At 29.1% G+C, this 20,759-nt stretch carries 19 protein-coding genes and 1 other annotated feature; all 19 genes read left to right on the forward strand.

Translation table 11 applies throughout. From position 1 onward, the window contains the following. Window positions 1-184: 184 nt before the first annotated feature. The 19 genes from BM027_RS07015 to sigK all read left to right on the forward strand — a co-directional run bounded on the left by BM027_RS07015 (window position 185) and on the right by sigK (window position 20,610). Window positions 185-1,429: a replication-associated recombination protein A gene (locus BM027_RS07015; RefSeq protein ID WP_090090085.1), complete on the forward strand. Its 1,245-nt coding sequence runs from the start codon at window positions 185-187 to the stop codon at window positions 1,427-1,429. A gap of 84 nt (window positions 1,430-1,513) precedes the next feature. Then, window positions 1,514-1,957, forward strand: a complete 444-nt coding sequence (locus BM027_RS07020; RefSeq protein WP_090090088.1) for an RrF2 family transcriptional regulator — start codon at window positions 1,514-1,516, stop codon at window positions 1,955-1,957. Window positions 1,958-1,960: 3 nt separating this feature from the next. Next, entirely contained in the window at window positions 1,961-3,142 is a 1,182-nt protein-coding gene (gene nifS, locus BM027_RS07025; protein ID WP_090090091.1) for a cysteine desulfurase NifS, read from the forward strand. Between the two features lies 1 nt (window position 3,143). Continuing rightward, the gene (gene nifU, locus BM027_RS07030) at window positions 3,144-3,578 is read left to right on the forward strand and encodes a Fe-S cluster assembly scaffold protein NifU (RefSeq protein WP_090090094.1); all 435 of its coding nucleotides are present in this window, start codon (window positions 3,144-3,146) and stop codon (window positions 3,576-3,578) included. Beyond that, window positions 3,579-4,664: a tRNA 2-thiouridine(34) synthase MnmA gene (mnmA, locus tag BM027_RS07035; protein ID WP_175559952.1), complete on the forward strand. Its 1,086-nt coding sequence runs from the start codon at window positions 3,579-3,581 to the stop codon at window positions 4,662-4,664. A gap of 287 nt (window positions 4,665-4,951) precedes the next feature. Then, window positions 4,952-5,443, forward strand: a complete 492-nt coding sequence (locus tag BM027_RS07040; RefSeq protein ID WP_090090096.1) for a PRC-barrel domain-containing protein — start codon at window positions 4,952-4,954, stop codon at window positions 5,441-5,443. Continuing rightward, window positions 5,430-6,461: an AI-2E family transporter gene (locus tag BM027_RS07045; protein WP_090090098.1), complete on the forward strand. Its 1,032-nt coding sequence runs from the start codon at window positions 5,430-5,432 to the stop codon at window positions 6,459-6,461. The genes BM027_RS07040 and BM027_RS07045 overlap by 14 nt, the downstream gene beginning before the upstream one ends. Before the next feature lie 91 nt (window positions 6,462-6,552). Then, window positions 6,553-6,727: a binding site (T-box leader), on the forward strand. Window positions 6,728-6,814: 87 nt separating this feature from the next. After that, a complete protein-coding gene (gene alaS / locus BM027_RS07050; protein ID WP_090090101.1) occupies window positions 6,815-9,454 on the forward strand; it encodes an alanine--tRNA ligase in 2,640 nt (879 codons plus the stop codon). A 192-nt stretch (window positions 9,455-9,646) separates the two neighbouring features. Continuing rightward, window positions 9,647-9,904 (forward strand): IreB family regulatory phosphoprotein, encoded by a 258-nt coding sequence (locus BM027_RS07055; RefSeq protein ID WP_090090104.1) that lies wholly within the window; start codon window positions 9,647-9,649, stop codon window positions 9,902-9,904. A gap of 48 nt (window positions 9,905-9,952) precedes the next feature. Then, window positions 9,953-10,381, forward strand: coding sequence for a Holliday junction resolvase RuvX (gene ruvX / locus BM027_RS07060; protein WP_090090106.1), 429 nt, complete (start codon window positions 9,953-9,955; stop codon window positions 10,379-10,381). Window positions 10,382-10,449: 68 nt separating this feature from the next. Continuing rightward, on the forward strand, window positions 10,450-10,713 hold the full coding sequence (locus tag BM027_RS07065; RefSeq protein WP_090090438.1) for a DUF1292 domain-containing protein: 264 nt from the start codon (window positions 10,450-10,452) through the stop codon (window positions 10,711-10,713). 34 nt (window positions 10,714-10,747) lie between these two features. Beyond that, window positions 10,748-11,212 carry a Fur family transcriptional regulator gene (locus BM027_RS07070; RefSeq protein WP_090090109.1) on the forward strand — a complete coding sequence of 155 codons (465 nt, stop codon included), beginning with the start codon at window positions 10,748-10,750 and terminating at the stop codon, window positions 11,210-11,212. A gap of 66 nt (window positions 11,213-11,278) precedes the next feature. After that, window positions 11,279-12,946 carry a ribonuclease J gene (locus BM027_RS07075; RefSeq protein ID WP_090090111.1) on the forward strand — a complete coding sequence of 556 codons (1,668 nt, stop codon included), beginning with the start codon at window positions 11,279-11,281 and terminating at the stop codon, window positions 12,944-12,946. 191 nt (window positions 12,947-13,137) lie between these two features. Then, the gene (gene typA, locus BM027_RS07080) at window positions 13,138-14,964 is read left to right on the forward strand and encodes a translational GTPase TypA (RefSeq protein ID WP_090090113.1); all 1,827 of its coding nucleotides are present in this window, start codon (window positions 13,138-13,140) and stop codon (window positions 14,962-14,964) included. A 95-nt stretch (window positions 14,965-15,059) separates the two neighbouring features. Beyond that, window positions 15,060-16,088 (forward strand): endolytic transglycosylase MltG, encoded by a 1,029-nt coding sequence (gene mltG / locus BM027_RS07085; protein WP_090090115.1) that lies wholly within the window; start codon window positions 15,060-15,062, stop codon window positions 16,086-16,088. Between the two features lie 182 nt (window positions 16,089-16,270). Beyond that, a complete protein-coding gene (locus BM027_RS07090; RefSeq protein ID WP_090090118.1) occupies window positions 16,271-16,915 on the forward strand; it encodes an O-methyltransferase in 645 nt (214 codons plus the stop codon). Between the two features lie 9 nt (window positions 16,916-16,924). Beyond that, a complete protein-coding gene (locus BM027_RS07095) occupies window positions 16,925-18,145 on the forward strand; it encodes a peptidase U32 family protein (protein ID WP_090090120.1) in 1,221 nt (406 codons plus the stop codon). A 54-nt stretch (window positions 18,146-18,199) separates the two neighbouring features. After that, on the forward strand, window positions 18,200-19,816 hold the full coding sequence (locus tag BM027_RS07100; protein WP_175559953.1) for a penicillin-binding transpeptidase domain-containing protein: 1,617 nt from the start codon (window positions 18,200-18,202) through the stop codon (window positions 19,814-19,816). A 95-nt stretch (window positions 19,817-19,911) separates the two neighbouring features. Further along, a complete protein-coding gene (gene sigK / locus BM027_RS07105; RefSeq protein ID WP_090090123.1) occupies window positions 19,912-20,610 on the forward strand; it encodes an RNA polymerase sporulation sigma factor SigK in 699 nt (232 codons plus the stop codon). The last annotated feature ends 149 nt before the right edge of the window (window positions 20,611-20,759 follow it).

Raw genomic sequence — 20,759 nt, forward strand, 5'->3', positions numbered from 1 at the left:
TTGTGTGAGAACTCAATTATAACAAGGATTTATCATAAATGTTTTTTTATTTTATTCAATTGTAAAATTATTCAAGCATTTTTGCACTATTATAGTATATATTAAAATTATGCAGTAATTGTAATTTGTAGTACATGAATAATACAATAGTTTTGTATTACAATTTATATAAAGAGGTGAAGTAATGAGACCATTAGCCGATTTGATGAGACCTACTAAGCTAGAAGATTTTGTAGGACAACAACATATATTAAGTCAAGGAAAGCCATTATACAATCTAATAAAAAGTAAAAATATATGTAACTGTATATTTTATGGACCACCTGGAACTGGTAAGACAACATTGGCTAATATAATGGCTAATTATGTAGATAAAAAGTTTTATAAATTAAATGCTACAACAGCATCAGTAAAAGACATTCAAGAAATAACTAAAAGCTTAGATAACTTATTAAATTATGGTGGGGTTGTTTTGTATATAGATGAATTACAGCATTTTAATAAGAAGCAACAGCAAGCTTTGTTGGAATTTATAGAAGATGGAAGAATAACTTTAATCGCAAGTACTACAGAAAATCCATACTTTGTTATACATAAAGCTATAATAAGTAGATGTAATATATTTTCATTTGAACCTTTAAAAGCTTCTGATATTATAGTTGGATTGCAGAAATCTTTAAATAATTTAATTACTGAAGGAATAGAAATTAAATATTCAGAGAAAGCTTTAGAGTATATTGGAGAAATATCTCAAGGAGATTATAGAAAAGCATATAATATTTTAGAATTAGCCATAAATTCTCAAGTTAGATTAGTTAAAGAAATCTCAGTAGAATACATAGAAAGTTTAGGTCAATCGAACATGAGATCTGATAGTGATGGAGATGAGTTCTATAATTTGTTAAGCGCGCTCCAAAAAAGTATTAGGGGAAGCAATCCAGATGCAGCAATTCACTATTTAGCTAGGCTTATACAAGGTGGAAATATAGCAGGAATTATAAGAAGGATATCTGTAATAGCAGCTGAAGATATTGGGCTTGCGCATCCAAGTGCTTTAACAGTAGTAAACTCTGGAATTGAATTAGCTTTAAAAGTAGGGTTTCCAGAAGCTAGGATAATTCTATCAGAACTAGTAATATACTTAGCAACATTACCTAAATCAAATAGTGCTTATTTAGCTATAAATTTTGCAATTAATGATTTGGAAACAATGCATTATGGGGATATTCCTATACATTTAAAAGATGGGCATTATCAAGGCGCTGATAAACTTGGAGTTAAGGGGTATAAGTATCCTCATGACTATGAAAATCATTATGTTAAACAAGAATATCTGCCGTTAGAACTAGAAAATAAGAGATACTATATTGAACAAAATAACAAGTATGAAGAAAGTATAAAAAAATACTGGAGTGCTGTAAAAAAATAGTCTTAATCAATTGACAAAAACCGAGTATTTTGATAAGATATAAACGAAAATTATAATTAATAAATAATTAAGGGGGTGAAGCAAATGAAACTTTCTACAAAAGGTAGGTATGGAGTAAGAGCCATGGTTGATTTAGCATTTAATTATGGAAGTCCCCCAATATCAATAAAAACAATATCAAAAAGACAAGATCTTTCAGAATATTATTTAGAACAATTGTTTAGTCCACTTAGAAAGGCTAACATCATTAGAAGTATCAGAGGTGCTCAAGGAGGATATGTTTTATGTAGACCACCATCAGAAATAACTGTTGGGGACATTATGCGTGTTTTAGAAGGCCCTATAGAGATAGCTGATTGTATTGATGGTGTAGAGTGTTCAAATGTGGATAGTTGTGCAACAAAACTATTGTGGCAAAAAATAAAAGATAGTATAGATGATGTTATGAATTCAATTACTTTAAAAGATATAATAGATGATTATGAGAATAAGAAAAGTTCGATTAAGATTCTCGATAGGAGTGAATAGATAATGAAAAATGTATATATGGATTACTCAGCTACAACTTATGTTAAGCCTGAGGTATTAGAAGAGATGATGCCATATTTTACAGAAAAGTTTGGTAATCCATCTTCATTTTATGGAATATCAAGAATAACAAAGATGGCAATAGATGAAGCTAGAGAAAGAGTAGCAAAGGCATTAAACTGTGGAATGGATGAAGTGTATTTTACAGGAGGAGGCTCTGAAGCTGATAATTGGGCAATAAAAGGTATTGCTTCTGCTCATAAAAATAAAGGAAATCATATTATAACAACTAAAATAGAACATCATGCAGTACTTCATACTTGCATGTATTTAGAGAAAAATGGTTATGATGTTACATATTTAGATGTTAATGATGAAGGATTTATTAATTTAGAAGATTTAAAGAATGCTATAACAGATAAAACAATATTAGTTTCAATCATGTTTGCTAACAATGAAATAGGAACAATACAACCAATTAAAGAAATAGGCGAAATCTGTAAAGAAAGAAACGTATATTTTCACACAGATGCAGTTCAAGCAGTTGGTAATGTTCCAGTAGATGTTAAAGAAATGAATATAGATATGTTATCTTTAGCAGGACATAAGATATATGGTCCTAAAGGAATAGGTGTTTTATATATAAAAAAAGGAATTAAGATTGATAATTTAATTCATGGTGGAGCACAAGAAAAATCAAGAAGAGCAGGAACTGAAAATATTGCAGGAATAGTTGGTCTTGGTAAAGCGATTGAATTAGCATGTGATAATTTAGATGAACATATGAAAAATATGACTTATTTAAGAGATAAGTTAATAGATGGACTTTTAAAAGTCCCATATACGAAATTAAATGGACCAAGAGGAGATGAAAGATTACCAGGAAATTCCAATATATGTTTCAGATTTATTGAAGGAGAATCTATTCTTTTATCTTTAGATTTTGAAGGAATATGTGCATCTAGTGGAAGCGCTTGTACATCAGGATCATTAGATCCATCTCATGTATTATTAGCAATTGGTTTACCACATGAAATAGCACATGGATCATTAAGATTAACATTAGGTGCAGGTTCTACAGTAGAAGATGTAGATTATGTCCTTGATACTGTACCACCAATTATTGAAAGATTAAGAAATATGTCACCATTATGGGATGACTTTTTAAAGAAGGGAGAAAAATAATATGATATATAGTGATAAGGTAATGGAACATTTTAGAAACCCAAAAAATGTTGGAGAAATTGAGGATGCAAATGGTGTAGGTGAAGTTGGAAATGCTAAATGCGGAGATATAATGAAAATATATTTAAAGGTTGAAGATGATATAATTAAGGATGTTAAGTTTAAAACTTTTGGCTGTGGGTCAGCTATTGCATCATCATCAATGGCAACTGAACTAATTAAAGGAAAGAGCTTAGATGAAGCTTGGGATTTAACTAATAAAGCAGTAGCAGAAGCTTTAGATGGACTTCCACCAGTAAAAATGCATTGCTCAGTACTTGCAGAAGAAGCAATTCATAAAGCTATAAATGACTATAGAGTAAAATCAGGATTAGAAGCAAAAGATATGGTGGAACATGGTGAAGATTTACATGATATGGTTCATGGAGAAGAATAGGTGAGTTCTATGAAAAAAAAAGTTTTAATTGGTATGAGCGGTGGAGTAGATAGTTCTGTGGCAGCATATTTATTGAAAGAACAAGGCTATGAAGTTATTGGTGCCACAATGCAAATTTGGCAAGAAGATAATGAGTATGCAGAAAAAGAGGGCGGATGTTGCTCACTTTCAGCTGTTGACGATGCTAGAAGAGTATGTGACAAATTAGATATACCTTTTTATGTCCTGAATTTTAGGGACTATTTTAAGGAAAAGGTTATAGATTATTTTGTGCAAGAATATATTGATGGGAAAACACCTAACCCTTGTATAGAATGTAATAAGCACTTAAAGTTTGATGAACTTTTAAGAAGGGCAAGAGGAATAGGGGCAGATTATGTAGCTACAGGTCATTATGCAAAGATAGAGGAAAGAGATGGTAGGCATCTACTTATAAGATCTGATGACGATAGAAAAGATCAAACATATGCTTTGTATAACTTCACGCAAGATCAATTGGCACATACACTTATGCCTTGTGGAGAATATACAAAAGATAGGATCAGGGAGATAGCCAAAGAAATCGGATTATCTGTTCATAACAAAAAAGATAGTGAAGAAATATGCTTTATTCCAGATAATGACCATGGAAAATATATATTAAATGCAAAACCAGGTGTTATAAAACCAGGTAATTTTGTTGATAAGAATGGAACTATACTTGGAAGACATAAGGGAATTGTATATTATACTATTGGTCAAAGAAAAGGACTTGGAATTGCACTCGGAAGACCTGTATTTGTAACAAATATTAATCCGAAAACAAATGAAGTTGTACTAGGCGCAGAAGAAGATATTTTTAAAACAGAATTAATAGCTAAAGATTTAAATTTTATTTCTTTTGAAAGTTTAGGAAAAACTATTGAAATTGAAGCAAAGATTAGGTATTCTGCAAGACCAGCTAAAGCTATTATTTCTCCTTTAAGAGATGGAAGAGTTAAGGTTTGCTTTAAAGAAAAGCAAAGAGCTATAACTAAAGGACAATCAGTTGTATTTTATGATGGAGAAATTGTAGTTGGTGGAGGAATAATTGAAGTAATTCTTTAATTATTAACTTAAGGCTTATAAAAGAAAAAATAAAGCAATGAGAAAAAGTAAATTTTACTGGATCTCATTGCTTTTTTTATTATTCTACAATAAGGATCTTTAGAAAAAATAGTATTGATTTAAAAAAATGAATACAATTAATAAAGAAAGATATATAACTCATATTTGGTCTATTATTTTCTTTCATGTGCCTAATACCTAAAATTTAAGAATTTATTTTCTATCATATGGATATACTACCAATTATAAAGTGAAAAGTTTTTAGATAAGGAGTAGAAGTATAATATATGTTTAAGACTAGAGATTTCTATTTAAAGAAGGTATATGATATAACAGGTAAAAAAATAGGCGTTATACAAGATATATATATTGATTTTTATTGTGAGAAAGTAGTTGGTTTTGAGGTGTCTAATTTTTTATTATTTTCAAAAAAAAATTACCTTGCAATTGAAGATGTTATAGATATAGGAAAAGATATAGTTGCAAGCAAAACAAAACAAGGGGATGGATTAAGATTTAAACAAATCAAAGATATGGATATTATTGATACATTTAGTGTTGTAAAAGGAGTAGTAGAAGATTTATTAATAGATGTGAAAGACTACTCTATAAAGGCTATTGTAGTGACATCTGGGTTAATTGATAAGATGATAAGAGGAAAAGAAATTATTCTTTTAAATGAATGTATATTAGGAGAAAGTTATGTTTTATATACCGGAAGAAAAGATGTTTCTTTTAAGTCTATGCCACATAACATGAATAATTATGAATCTATTTAAAAAATATAAAAGCAAACTTGTAATAGTATTATCTATAATATTCTTATCAGTATTAATATTGGCTTACTTATTAAATGATTCAATAAAAGGAATTATAAACATACTAGTAATTTCATTTATGTTATCTTATAGTGTATCTCCAATTCGAGATTCAATTGAATCAAGATTTAAAATTAAGAAGAGCATAGCATCGTTGTTAATAATATTTATAATTTTAGGAGCTTGTGTTACATGTACAATTGTTATAATTCCAGCATTGATTAAAGAGGTATCAAATATTGGAATTATATTTGATAATATTGGTAGCTTTTTAGAAAAATTGTCTGTAAAATTAAAAATAAGTAGTTTTCCAGCTATTAATGTTATTTATAATGAAGTGTTAGAAAGAGGAAATACAATATTTTTAAATTTATCTAAAAGTTTAGTAAATAATTTCTTGCTAATTGCTGAAAATCTTATTTCTTGTGCAGTAATTCCTATTATTGTATATTATTTTTTATGTGATGGAGAAAAAATTTATAATAATATATTATTACTATTACCAACTGAAAAAAGAGCTTTAACTAAAAAAATTTTAAAGGATATAGATAATGTTCTTGGAAGATATATAGTAAGTCAACTTGTGCTTTCAGCAATAATAGGAGGTTTGACTTTTATTTTATTGATTGTTTTTAAGGTTAAGTTTCCAATATGGATTTCTATATTAAATGCAATATTCAATATAATACCTTATTTTGGACCTATTTTTGGCGGAATACCAGCTATTATAGTCGCTCTTTTAGATTCACCTATAAAAGCTATTTGGATAACTATTGGAATATTTTTAATTCAACAAATAGAAGGAAATATTTTATCCCCTAAAATAACAGGTGATAGTACTGATATGCATCCGATTGTAATAATTATTTTACTTCTTATTGGCGATAAGTTTGGAGGTTTTTTGGGAATGATAATAGCTGTACCCATAGGAGTAATAATAAAAGTTTTATATGATGACATAAATTATTATTTGTTTTAAGACTTTTAAAATAAAAATTTGTAAGTTGGCGTATTCCCTAGATATTGACATAGTTATGCATATGAAATATAATTTTTGTTGAATAATTAAATATTAAGTGATGAAGAGGAAAAGTAGATTTAATATAGATATTCAGAGAGGAAGTGGTTGCTGTGAACTTCTTTCTATATATTTCGAAGCTACCTTAGAGCTATATTTACTAAGTGATGTATTTTATTTGTGCATAATTAGGGTGGTACCGCGGAAGGATAGCTTTCGTCCCTTTATAGGGATGGGGCTTTTTTTATTTTTTAGAAATAATTAAGGAAGCATAATATTTTGAATTCCTTATATATTATATGGAGGTTGATTTTATGAATTTTATGAAAACAAATGACTTGAGGGAAGCTTATTTAAAGTTTTTTGAAAGCAAAGAACATTTAAGATTAGATAGTTTTTCTTTAGTTCCACAAAATGATAAAAGTTTATTATTAATAAACGCAGGGATGGCTCCACTTAAACCTTATTTTACAGGCTTACAAGAACCACCAAAAACAAGAATTACAACTTGTCAGAAATGTGTTAGAACAGGAGATATAGAAAACGTAGGGATTACAAGCAGACATGGTACATTCTTTGAAATGCTTGGAAACTTTTCTTTTGGCGATTATTTTAAAAAAGAAATAATTCCATGGGCTTGGGAGTTTATCACAGAAGTTTTAGAACTTGAAAAGGATAAATTATATGTAACTATATATTTAGATGATAATGAAGCTTATGATTACTGGACTACTCTTACAGATGTAGATCCAACTCATATATTTAGATTAGGTAAAGAAGAAAATTTCTGGGAACATGGTTCAGGTCCTTGTGGTCCTTGTACAGAAATTCATTTTAATAAAACAGATAAAAAACCAACAACAGCAGAAGAATTTTTAACAGCTTCAGATGCAGATGAAATTGTAGAATTCTGGAACCTTGTATTTACTCAATTTGATGGGGATGGAAAAGGAAACTATGAAAGACTTGCAAACCCTAATATAGATACAGGAATGGGTCTTGAAAGACTTGCAACTATCATGCAAGTAAAAAATAGTATTTTTGAAATTGATACAATTGAAAATATATTAAAAGAAATATGTAAAGTTGCAAATGTAGAATATGGAAAAAATAATAAAACAGATGTTTCTTTAAGGATTATAACTGACCATATTAGATCTATCACATTCTTAATATCTGATGAAGTTATGCCATCAAATGAAGGAAGAGGATATGTTCTTAGAAGACTTCTTAGAAGAGCAGCAAGACATGGAAAAACTTTAGGTGTTAAAGATGCTTTCTTATGTGATTTATGCGATATAGTTATTAGAGATGCAAAAGAGGCTTATCCAGAATTAGAAAATAAAAAAGATTATATTAAAAAAGTAATAAAGATAGAAGAAGATAAGTTTAGAGAAACATTAGATGGTGGAATGGATATACTTAATACATTTATTGGTGAATTAAAAGAAAAAAATAAAAAAATATTAAAGGGAACAGATGGATTTAAGTTATATGATACTTTTGGATTTCCCATGGAACTTACAAAAGAAATTTTAGAAGATTCAGGCTTTTTACTTGACAAAGAAGGCTTTAATAAAGAAATGAAAGAACAAAGAGAAAGAGCTAGAAGTGCAAGGAAAACTTCAAATTATATGGGAGCAGATGTTAAAACTTTAGATATAATATCATCAGATATTGAAACTAATTTTGACGGATATGACAATGATAAATTAAATGCAGAAGTTAAAAGCTTGATTAATGGAGAAGATTTTGTACAAAGCGTAAAAGAAGGAGATAATGCAGTAATAATAACAGATAGTACACCATTTTATGCAGAAATGGGAGGACAAATAGGAGATACAGGTATTATTTTCAATGATAAATTCGAAGGTAAAGTACTTGATACAAAGAAGAATATTGGTGGTAAAATAGTCCATTTTGTAGAAATTTTAAGTGGAGAGCTTAAAACTGGAGATAAGGTTACATTAGAAGTAGATAATTTAAGAAGAGAAAATATAAAAAGAAATCATACAGCAACTCATCTTTTAGATAATGCTTTAGTTAAGGTACTAGGATCTCATGTTCATCAAGCTGGTTCATATGTTAGCGCAGATAGGTTAAGATTTGATTTTTCTCACTTTGAAGGATTAAAAGAAGAAGAAATACTCAAGGTAGAAGAATTAGTTAATAAGGCTATTATGAGTATAACACCAGTTATTACAGAAGTAATGGGCTTACAAGACGCAAAGAAAACTGGTGCTATTGGTATATTTGATGATAAGTATGCTGATAAAGTTAGAGTTGTATGTGCAGGAGATTATTCAAAAGAATTATGTGGAGGTACTCATATAGACAATACTGGTAAGATAGGGTTGTTTAAAATCATATCTGAAAGTGGAATTGCAGCAGGTACGAGAAGAATAGAAGCTGTAACAGGAATAGAAGCTTATAAATTAGTGAATGAAAAGGCAGAGTTATTAAAGCAAGTTTCAAATAAACTTAAGTGTTCTGAAAAAGAAATAATAACTAAGCTTGATCAACAAACTAAAGAAATTAAAGAAAAAGAAAAAGAAATATCAACATTAAAATCCAAGTTTGTATCAATGGGAATTGATGATATAATTAATTCATCAAAATTGGTTAAAAATATAAATGTTATTGCTTATGGATTAAAAGATGTTGATGGTGAATCATTAAGAAATCTTTGTGAAAAAGTAAGAGACAAGGTAGAAGTATCATTAGTATTGCTTACAAGTGAAGTTGAAGGTAAAGTGCTAATTTGTGCAATGGCTACTAAAGATGCAGTTGCTAAAGGTGCACACTGTGGCAAGGTAATTAAAGAGGTATCATCTATCCTTGGCGGTGGTGGAGGTGGAAGGCCAGATATGGCTCAAGCTGGAGGAAAGTTGCCAGAAAAAATAGAAGAAGCACTTAATGAAGTTTGCAAAATAGTTGAAACTTTAGCAAAGTAGTATACTTTTTAGACAATATAGGGTATAATCTATGTATAGATTATTATAAAGTTAGGTAAAGATATATTTTAAATATAGCATTTATATGCACATAATTATGAATAAATTTTAAATATTAAGTTAATAATAAATATGGATATCGTTTCCTTAGACAATTGGTAAGGGGGGTGAGCTGCTTAAGGGTGGCGTACTATGAGTAACAATATTGAACATACAATGCAATTTGATTTAACTAAAAATAAAGAAGCTCTCACAAAAGCTATTTTAACAGAGGTTTATGATTCGCTACAACAAAAGGGTTATAATCCTATAAATCAGTTAGTTGGATATTTAATTTCAGGAGACCCTACTTACATTACTAATTATAACGGAGCAAGAGCTTTAGTAAGAAAGCTTGAAAGAGATGAGATACTTGAAGAAGTTATAAAGTCTTATTTAGAGATAAAGTAAAGAGTGCCCGTATTTAACGGGCACTCTTAATTTTTTTAAGAGGTGTTTATGTTAAGAATACTAGGTTTGGATGTAGGACAAAAAAACATTGGGGTGGCGATATCAGATCCATTAGGATTTACCGCACAAGGTATAACTACAATAAGAAGAAGTAATAAAGAAAAAGATATAGATGATATTAAAAAAATTTGTGACGAATATAAGGTTGAAATTATAGTTGTAGGGCTTCCTAAAAATATGAATGGAACAATAGGACCTTCAGGAGAAGTAACAATGCAATTAGGTAAACTTATTGAAGAAAAGTTGCAAATAAAAGTAGAATTTTGGGATGAACGATTAACAACCGTTGCAGCAAACAGAGCTATGCTAGAAGCAGATCTTTCAAGAAATAAAAGAAAGAAAATTGTAGATAAAGTGGCGTCAACTTACATACTTCAAGGGTATTTAGATAAACTTTCAAAACAAAACTTGAGATAGTAGTAAATTGAATGATTGTTAATAATGAAAATATAAAAAATCCATATATATTAAAAGGAGAAAAGTTAATGGAAAAAGATGTAGAATTTATAGAATTATTAGATGAACAAGGAGAACAAGTTAAATTTAAGGTTGTTACTTATTTTCAAATAGATGAGATAAATGGAGAATATGTAGTCGTAACACCAGTATCAGAAGATAGTGATGAAGCTTTTGTTTTAAAGATTGTTAAGGACGAAAATGGAAACGAAAATCTTATCTCTATAGAAGATGAAAAAGAATTTGATTTGGTTGAAGAAGCGTATAACCTTGTTATGGAAGAACAAAATTAGTATTGTATGAGAATTTGTAAAGTGAGGTGTTATTATGGAGCAATCAACTTCAATAGATATGGATGCCTTGAAAGAAGATTTAAAAAAGAAGGGCTATAAATTAACTGCACAAAGAAGGTCTATTGTTAATGCAATTATTGAAACTGAAGGAAGACATTTGACTGCAGAAGAGATATATGATGAAGTTAGGAAAAATTGCCCTGAAATAGGATTAGCTACTGTATATAGAACTATTATTTTGCTAGAAGAATTAGGAGTAATATGCAGATTAGAATTGAATGATGGATGCAGTAGATATGAGTTAGTACATTCTAATGAAACTCATAGACATCATCATTTAGTATGTAATGTATGTAATAAAGTTTTAGAAGTTCAAGATGATTTATTAGAGGATTTAGAGACACAAATTGAAAGCCAGTATAACTTCAAGATATCAGATCATAGCGTAAAGTTTTACGGCGTATGTGATGAATGTCAAAAGAAACTTAAAGACGAATAAAAGGACTTTTCATTTTAAAGAAGAGAATCTTTATTTATAAATATTATAAAGAAAAGGAGGGGAAACATGAAGAACGAAAGAGCTAAGGTTAAAATTATTCCTTTAGGTGGTATAAACGAAATCGGTAAAAATATTACAGCTATTGAATATAAAGATGATATTGTAGTAATAGATTGTGGTCTTAAATTTCCAGACGATGATATGTTTGGAATAGATATTGTGATACCAGATATTTCATATCTTATGAAAAATGCAGACAAAGTTAGGGGAATATTTTTAACTCACGGACATGAAGACCATATAGGCGCATTACCATATGTTTTAAAACAATTAAATGTTCCTGTTTATGGCACTAAACTTACTCTTGGTATTGTTGAAACAAAACTAAAAGAGCACGGTTTACTCAGTTCAACAGAATTAATAAGAGTGAAACCAAAAGATACAATAAAATTAAACAGTGTTTCAGTAGAATTTATAAAAACAAATCACTCAATTGCGGATTCGGTAGCTATTGCTATCCACACACCACTTGGAGCGGTGCTTCATACTGGTGATTTTAAGATTGATTATACCCCAATTGATGGAGAAATTATGGATTTTGCAAGATTTGCTGAATTGGGAAAAAAAGGCGTTTTAGTCATGATGGCAGATTCAACAAATGTTGAAAGACCAGGATATACAATGTCAGAAAAAACAGTGGGGGAAAGTTTTGTACGACTTTTTGACAGTGCAAAAGGCAGGATTATAGTTGCTACATTTGCTTCCAATGTTCATAGAATTCAGCAAATAATAACAGCAGCACAAATATATGGGAAAAAAGTAGCTGTTTCTGGAAGAAGTATGGAAAACATAGTTCAAGTTGCAATAGAATTAGGATATTTAACAATTGAAAAAGATCTTCTTATTTCTGTAGATCAAATTTCGAAATATCCAAATGAGAAGGTTGTTATTATAACAACTGGAAGCCAAGGTGAACCAATGTCAGCCTTAGCTAGAATGGCAGCGTCAGAACATAGAAAGATTAATATATTAGAGGGTGATACAGTAATTATTTCTGCAACACCAATTCCGGGAAATGAAAAACTTGTTTCAAAGGTTATTAATCAATTGTTCAAAAAAGGTGCAGAAGTAATATATGAATCTTTAGAGAAGGTTCACGTATCTGGGCATGCTTGTCAAGAAGAATTAAAATTAATGCAAAGATTAGTTAAACCAAGATTTTTTATTCCTGTACATGGCGAATATAGACATTTAAAACAACATGGAGAACTTGCAATAGGTCTTGGACTTTCTGAAAAAAATCTTTTAATACCAGATAATGGAGATGTAATAGAAGTTACAAGAAATTACATTAAAAAGAATGGTACTGTTGCATCAGGTCAAGTATTTGTTGATGGTCTTGGAGTTGGAGATGTTGGGAATATAGTATTAAGAGATAGAAGACATTTATCTCAAGATGGTATATTAACAGTTGTTGTTACATTGGAGAAACGAAGTGCTGTAGTAGCAGCAGGTCCAGATATTATTTCAAGAGGATTCGTATATGTGAGAGAATCAGAAGGACTTATGGATGAAGCTAAAGAACTTGTCAGAGCAGTCTTGAGAGAGTGCCAAGAAAAGAATATTACTGATTGGGCTACCTTAAAGTCTAAAATGAGAGATGAACTTAGAGAATTTCTTTATGAAAAAACAAAGAGAAAACCTATGATTTTACCAATAATTATGGAAACTTAAATTTATTGGTAAAAGGCATATTGTATAATAAGGTTGACTTTTGTAGAATAAAAGGTTAGAATTAAAAAATAGTTGTTTGGAGATTGGATACTTTTGTATCCAATTTTCTTTTGGGAAAAAAAAGTTATAGGTTTACATAGAGTAAAAATTAGACTTTCCATAGATTAAATATTTACTTTGGAGGAATGGAAATGGAATTAATAAAAAGAGAAGATATAAGAAATATTGCAATTATTGCTCACGTTGACCATGGTAAGACAACTTTAGTAGATGCGCTACTAAAACAAAGCCATGTTTATAGAACTAATGAAAAGATACAAGAAAGAGTTATGGATTCAAATGATCTTGAAAAAGAAAGAGGAATTACAATTCTTTCAAAAAATACTGCAGTAATGTACAAGGATATCAAAATTAATATTGTTGATACTCCAGGACATGCTGATTTTGGTGGAGAAGTAGAACGTGTATTGAAAATGGTTGATTCAGTTTTACTAGTTGTTGATTCATATGAAGGTCCAATGCCACAAACTAAGTTTGTTCTTAAAAAGGCATTAGAATTAGGATTAAAGCCAATAGTTGTAATAAATAAAATAGATAAGCCTGATGCTAGACCAGTAGATGTTATTGATGAAGTATTTGACTTGTTTTTAGAATTAGGTGCAGATGATGAACAATTAGACTTCCCAATTCTTTATGCATCAGCTAGAGAAGGTTTTGCAAGAGATAATGTAGAAGACACTAATGATGACATGATGCCGTTATTTGAAAAGATAATAGAACATGTTAAAGCACCAGAAGGATATATAGATGAACCATTACAAATGTTAGTAACAACATTAGATACTAATGAATATGTAGGTAAGATTGCTATAGGTAAGATTCATAGAGGTAAAATAAAGAAAAATCAAACAGTTGCATTAGTTAAAAATGACGGAACAACTGGTAATTATAAAATTACAAGCGTATTTACATATAATGGATTAAAAAGAGAAGAAACAGAAGAAGCATCTTTAGGAGATATAGTTGCAGTAAGTGGTGTTACTGATGCTAATATAGGAGAAACTATAGCAGATGTACAAAACCCAGAAGCACTTCCATTTGTTAGTATAGATGAACCAACTCTTAGCATGAACTTTATGGTTAATAATTCACCATTTGCAGGAAAAGAAGGAGAATTCGTAACTTCAAGACATTTAAGAGATAGATTACTTAAAGAACTTGAAACAAATGTAAGTTTAAGAGTAAATGAACTTACACCAGATTGCTTTGAAGTTTCAGGAAGAGGAGAACTTCATCTTTCAATTCTTATTGAAACAATGAGAAGAGAAGGATATGAATTCCAAGTTTCAAAGGCAAGTGTTATCATTAAAGAAGAAAATGGTAAGAAGATAGAGCCTATGGAATACCTAACAATCGATGTGCCAGAACAATTTATGGGACCTGTTATGGAAAAATTAGGACCTAGAAAAGCTGAAATGGTTAATATGACATCAGCAGTAAATGGTTATACAAGATTAGAATTTATAGTTCCAGCTAGAGGATTAATTGGATTTAGAAATGAATTTATGACTGATACAAAAGGTAATGGTATAATGAATCATGTATTCCATAGTTATGATAAATTCAAGGGCGAAATTCCAACTAGAAGTAGAGGATCAATAGTTTCTTTTGGAGACGGAGAGTCAATTGCTTATGGATTATTTAATGCTCAAGAAAGAGGTCAATTATTCATAGGAGCTGCTGTTCCAGTGTATGAAGGAATGATAGTTGGAGTATCATCTAGAGCAGAAGATATTGATATTAATGTATGTAAGGGTAAGAAACTTACAAATACAAGATCATCAGGAGCGGATGAAGCTGTAAAATTAACTCCACCACCTGAAATGAGTCTTGAACAATGTTTAGAGTTTATAAACGATGATGAATTAGTAGAAGTTACACCTAAAAATATAAGAATGAGAAAAACAATATTAGTAAGTGGTGACAGAAGAAGATTAACTAGTAGAAGTAAAAAATAATCTAATTTAAATAATATAAAAAATATTTTAAATAATATTATAATTTAAAGTAAATAGTCTTTGGCTATTTACTTTATTGTATTAGGAGGAACTTTATGAAAAAGTTTATATCCTTAAAGAAAATAATACTTGTAATAATATTTGTTTTATTAATTGGAGTATCCACAGCTTTAGTTTTTTCTTATAAAAATGCTATTAAGAAACCAATAAGTAGCAATGAAGATATAGTTATGGTAGAAGTTAGACATGGTGAAGGCTTTTATGAGGTATTAGATAGGTTACATAGAGAAAAAAAATTATCTAATAAGTACTTTATTAAGCTTGACCTAATGTTACATAAAAATAATGTGCAATTACAAGAAGGAATATATGAAGTGAAATCGGATATTACATTAGATGGACTGCTTGAAACATTAAAAATTCAAAAAGATGATAAAAATTTAAAAAAATTAACAATTCCTGAAGGATATACAATAGATCAAATAGCTGAAAAGGTTGAACAGGAAAAAATTTGTTCTAAAGATGAATTTTTACAAGAAGTTAAAAACTATGAATTACCATCTTATGTTAAAGAAGATAAAAATAAAAGATATAATTTAGAAGGTTTTTTATATCCAGATACATATTTAATAAAAAATAATGCTACTCCAGAATATATAATTAAGCAAATGCTTAATAGATTTGTAGAAGTTTTAGGAGAAGTTAAAAATGAAACAGGAATTAATGTAGAAAACAATGATATTGATAGGACAATCATAATTGCATCTATGATAGAAAAAGAGGCAAGATTTGATGAAGATAGACCTTTAATTTCATCTGTAATTTATAATAGATTAAAAGAAGATATGAAGTTACAATTAGATGCTACCATAATCTATTCTTTAGGGTATCACGTTGATAGAGTGCTTAATAAACATTTAGAAATTGACTCACCATATAATACATATAAGTATAAGGGATTACCAATAGGGGCTATTGGTAATCCCGGAAAAGCATCAATTAAGGCTGCATTACTTCCATCAAAAACAGATTATTTATTTTATATTTTACAAGAAAATGGATATCACTATTTTTCTAACAATTATGATGATTTTCTAAGTAAAAAGAAAGAATTAGGATATTAGGTACATTCAAAAAAATAATAGACCAGTATGCTTGTCTATTTTGCGTCATACTGCGTCAGAAAGTTTAGTTAATAGCTTGTGTTATTAACTAAACTTTCCTCCTTGTCCTTGCACCAAGTATACGATGCATATTTGGTCTATTATTTTGTTTTATGTGCTTTAGTCAGTACAGGAGGCGTTTGATGAGTAAAGTTACATATGATTATATGGAGGAATATATAAGAAATCTTATTCCAGATAGAAAAGGAACTTTAAAAGAAATAGAAGATTTTGCAAAGAATAATGGAGTTCCTATTGTTCAAAAAGAAACAGGAGTTTTTTTAGAATTCATGGTTAACATGAAAAAACCAAAAAGGATTTTAGAATTAGGAACAGCTATAGGATTTTCATCTATTTTAATGTATGAAGCCTCGGAAGCAGAACCCGAAATAACAACCATTGAAAGAGATGAGAATATGATTAAACTTGCTAAAATGAACTTGGAGAAGTTTAATCTAGATGAAAAAATAAAGATATATCAGGGAGACTGTTTAGAAGTTTTAGAAAAATTACAAGAACCTTTTGATCTGATTTTTATGGATGCTGGAAAAGGACACTACAATCATTTTCTTCCACATTGTTTAAGATTACTTAAAGATGACGGAATAATCATCGCTGATAATGTTTTATTTAGAGGTATGGTTGCGTGTGATGAATTAGTCAAAAGAAGAAAAATAACTATAGTAAAAAGAATGAGAACATATTTGGATTTAGTTACCCATGATGAAGATTTAATAACTACTGTAATACCTATGGGCGATGGAATTGCAGTTACTAAGAGGAGGTAATTTTAAAAGATGAGAAAACCAGAAATTTTAGCACCAGCAGGAAACTTAGATAAACTTAAAACCGCTATTGATTTTGGTGCTGATGCCGTATATTTAGGGGGAAGCAAGCTTAATTTAAGAGCGTTTGCAGATAATTTTACAAATGAAAAGCTAAAACAAGGAGTAGAATATGCACATGATAGAAACAGAAAAGTTTATGTGACTATGAATGTTTTTCCTCATAATGCAGATTTAGCTGGAGTTGAAGATTATTTAAAAGAATTATATGAAATAGGTGTGGATGCAATAATTGCATCAGATCCAGCTATAATAGCTACTGCTAGAGAAGTTGTGCCAGATTTAGAGATACATTTAAGTACTCAAGCTAATAATGTTAACTGGAGAGCAGCTAAGTTTTGGCATGATCAAGGTGTAAAGAGAATAGTTATGGCTAGAGAACTTAGCTTGGTTGAAATACAACAAATGACAGATAATTTGCCAGAAGAATGTGAAATTGAAGCTTTTGTTCATGGGTCAATGTGTATTAGTTATTCAGGAAGATGCTTACTTTCTAATTATATGACAGGTAGAGATGCTAATAGAGGAGCATGTGCTCAAGCATGTAGATATAAATATCATTTAGTTGAAGAAAAGAGACCTGGAGAATATTTTCCTATAGTTGAAGATGAGAATGGAACATATATAATGAATTCAAAGGATTTATGTATGTTAGAACATATAGATGATGTTATTAATGCTGGAGTATATTCACTTAAAATAGAAGGAAGAATGAAAAGCGCATATTATGTTGCGGCAGTAGTGAAATCATATAGGCAAGCTGTAGATGCATATATGAGCGATCCTGAAAATTATAAGTTCAATTCAAAGTGGATGGAAAATTTAAATAAAGTAAGCCATAGACAATATCATACAGGATTTTATTATGGGGAAACTAATAAACAAATATATGAAGATTCATCATATATAAGAAGTGCAGATATAGTTGGAATTGTAAGGGCATATGATGAGGATACTAAAATAGCAACTGTTGAGCAAAAAAATAAAGTGTTAAACGGGGATATAGTAGAAATATTAAGACCAGAAGGCGATAATTTTGAAGTTGTACTTAATAATATGACTGAAGAAAACGGAAAACCTATTGAATCAGCGCCTAGAGCTCAAATGATATATAAGGTAAAAGTAGATATTCCGTTAAGAGCAAAGGACTTAATAATAAAAAACAAAGAATAATTTTATTTATTGAATAAAACACCTTTTCTAAGGCTAAAATTTAGCTAAAGAGAGGTGTTTTGTATTTTTATTGATAAATATGATATTAAAAAGAGATTACTAGGGATAATAGCTTTTTTTATTACTATAATAATAGTAATAAGCATAAGATTATATATTTTACAAGTACATCCATCAGAAAAGGTACAAGGATCTTATCAAAACCATCAAGAAGAAATTGTTAGTGACATAAAGTACATGATCTTAGATACTAATGGAAAAGATTTAATGAAATATAACAAAAAGTATATTTTGGTAATAGATGTAAGACCGTTTAGCTTAAATAATTATGAAGAAACATTAGAAGATTTGATGGCATTAAACTTTATAATGAAATCTGAAAATCCGGATTTTAATTATACAGAAATTATGAAATCACAAGGAAAACTTTATTATACAATTTCAGAGGAAACTTATAATAAAATAAATAAACTTCAAAATGTTAAGGGAATCTATACATATATTAGTGATGAAGTAGATACAAAAAAAGCTTGGAGTGTTAGTAGTTTTTTATCTAAAATTTCAGATGAAAATGAGGTAGAAGGATCTCTAGAAGCTGAACTTTATCAATATTTAAAGGATAATGAGAAACCTAAGAGTAATTTTTATTTAGATGATAGAGCTGTATATGCTGAAAAAAAAATAAATGTTAGCGATAATAATAAAAATTTAAAATTAACTATTAATAAAGATATGGAATATAAAGTAAGAGAAATATTAGATAAAGATGAATATAATTATTTGAAAAATGTTGGTGTTAGTATAGTGGAGTCTAATACGGGAAAAATAAGGACACTTGTACAAAAAGATGAAAGTGCGTCTAATATAAATTTAGGAATACAAGAAATAGGATATGAGCCAGGATCAATTTATAAGATTATTACATTAGGATCAGCGTTAGAAATGGGATTAGTTAATGTAGATGATACTTTTTCTTGTACAGGACAAATATGTAAAGAAGTTCATGGTAGTTTAACTGTTAAAAATGCATTTGTTAAGTCATGTAATGATATTTTTGCTAAGATTGGGTCTTTAGTAGGATATAAAAAGATGATGGAATATTCTGAGTCACAAGGGTTATACAATCGAGTTTTAAATTTAGAAGGAAATGATAGGAATGAAACATCAGGAATAAAACCTAAGGAAGATGCCGGTATGAATAATATATCTATAGGGCAGTGTATGAATGTTTCCCCATTACAAATGTTAGGTGCTATTAATACAATAATAAATAATGGAGTTTATGAAAAACCATATATTGTAGAGGATATTTTAGATAAAAATGATACAGTGATTAAAGAATTTAAAACTGAAGAAAAAAAGATATATAGCAAGATAACTTCAAAATTAGTAAAAGATGCCATGAAAGAAGTTGTTGTAAGAGGTACAGGTATAAAAGCATATATAGCTGATTTAAGCATAGGAGGAAAAACTGGATCGGCTACAGGAAATGAAGGAAATACACATGGATGGTTTGCAGGGTATTTTAATATAGGAGATAAAAGCTATACAATGGTAGTATTTATACCAGATATAGGGGCTGAAGATCCATCAAAAACTAAAGACTTAGGTGGTGGAGATACTGCTGCACCAATTTTTAAAGATATAGTTAGTAAATTAAATTCTAAATAGAACCAGTATGGTGAAAAATAAAAATAAAAATCTATAAGCAACTTTTTTAATTTCCAAACATATTATAATATCAAGCACTGTTGTGGAGGAAAAAGGTGTTTGTATTAAATGGTTTCATAGATTTGATATGTAATTCACTATTTTTAACTGGATATATAACAAACAATAATACATTTCCACTTCCTCTTGATGAGAAAGAAGAGGAAGAATACTTAAATAAACTTAAAGAAGGAGATAAAACAGCTAAAGGTGTTTTAATTGAAAGAAACTTAAGGTTAGTAGCTCATATTGTAAAAAAATATTCTTTTCCTAATAAGGATGTAGATGAATTAATCTCTATTGGAACGGTTGGATTAATAAAAGCTATTGACTCCTTTGATTCTAGTAAAGGTACTAGGCTTGCTACGTATGCATCTAGGTGTATAGAAAATGAAATTCTAATGTTATTTAGAAATAATAAAAAACAGAAGAGTGAAGTTTATCTTCAAGATCCAATTGGAGTTGATAAAGAAGGAAATGAAATCTGCCTTATTGATATATTGAGTAGCGAAAATGATTCAGTCCTAGAGAAGGTAGAAAATAATTTGCAAATTAGAGCTTTATATAAAAAGATTGAAGAATCATTAACTCAAAGAGAAAGCAAAATATTAGTAATGAGATATGGATTGATAGATGGAAATCGTAAAACTCAAAGAGAAATAGCAGGAATATTAGGAATTTCACGTTCTTATGTATCTAGAATAGAAAAAAAAGCTTTGAAAAAGTTAAAGAAGGAGTTGTTTAGTAAATATTAAATTAATACAATTAAAAGGTAAGGTGTACTAAAATTAAAAAGTATACCTTATTTTTTTTATAAAGTAATTTAAAATTAAAAAATATTGTAGATTATTATAGTATAATAATATTTAGAGGTGTTTTGAGTTAGGGCACATTTAAAAATATT

It is taken from the genome of Clostridium uliginosum (assembly GCF_900112485.1).
Lineage (GTDB): Bacteria > Bacillota > Clostridia > Clostridiales > Clostridiaceae > Clostridium > Clostridium uliginosum.

Excerpts from the sequence above, each read along its gene's own strand:
- BM027_RS07015 (WP_090090085.1), top strand. The coding sequence starts at position 185 with ATGAGACCATTAGCCGATTTGATGAGACCTACTAAGCTAGAAGATTTT.
- BM027_RS07020 (WP_090090088.1), top strand. The coding sequence starts at position 1,514 with ATGAAACTTTCTACAAAAGGTAGGTATGGAGTAAGAGCCATGGTTGAT.
- nifS (WP_090090091.1), top strand. The coding sequence starts at position 1,961 with ATGAAAAATGTATATATGGATTACTCAGCTACAACTTATGTTAAGCCT.
- nifU (WP_090090094.1), top strand. The coding sequence starts at position 3,144 with ATGATATATAGTGATAAGGTAATGGAACATTTTAGAAACCCAAAAAAT.
- BM027_RS07040 (WP_090090096.1), top strand. The coding sequence starts at position 4,952 with ATGTTTAAGACTAGAGATTTCTATTTAAAGAAGGTATATGATATAACA.
- BM027_RS07045 (WP_090090098.1), top strand. The coding sequence starts at position 5,430 with ATGAATCTATTTAAAAAATATAAAAGCAAACTTGTAATAGTATTATCT.
- alaS (WP_090090101.1), top strand. The coding sequence starts at position 6,815 with ATGAATTTTATGAAAACAAATGACTTGAGGGAAGCTTATTTAAAGTTT.
- BM027_RS07055 (WP_090090104.1), top strand. The coding sequence starts at position 9,647 with ATGAGTAACAATATTGAACATACAATGCAATTTGATTTAACTAAAAAT.
- ruvX (WP_090090106.1), top strand. The coding sequence starts at position 9,953 with ATGTTAAGAATACTAGGTTTGGATGTAGGACAAAAAAACATTGGGGTG.
- BM027_RS07065 (WP_090090438.1), top strand. The coding sequence starts at position 10,450 with ATGGAAAAAGATGTAGAATTTATAGAATTATTAGATGAACAAGGAGAA.
- BM027_RS07070 (WP_090090109.1), top strand. The coding sequence starts at position 10,748 with ATGGAGCAATCAACTTCAATAGATATGGATGCCTTGAAAGAAGATTTA.
- BM027_RS07075 (WP_090090111.1), top strand. The coding sequence starts at position 11,279 with ATGAAGAACGAAAGAGCTAAGGTTAAAATTATTCCTTTAGGTGGTATA.
- typA (WP_090090113.1), top strand. The coding sequence starts at position 13,138 with ATGGAATTAATAAAAAGAGAAGATATAAGAAATATTGCAATTATTGCT.
- mltG (WP_090090115.1), top strand. The coding sequence starts at position 15,060 with ATGAAAAAGTTTATATCCTTAAAGAAAATAATACTTGTAATAATATTT.
- BM027_RS07090 (WP_090090118.1), top strand. The coding sequence starts at position 16,271 with ATGAGTAAAGTTACATATGATTATATGGAGGAATATATAAGAAATCTT.
- BM027_RS07095 (WP_090090120.1), top strand. The coding sequence starts at position 16,925 with ATGAGAAAACCAGAAATTTTAGCACCAGCAGGAAACTTAGATAAACTT.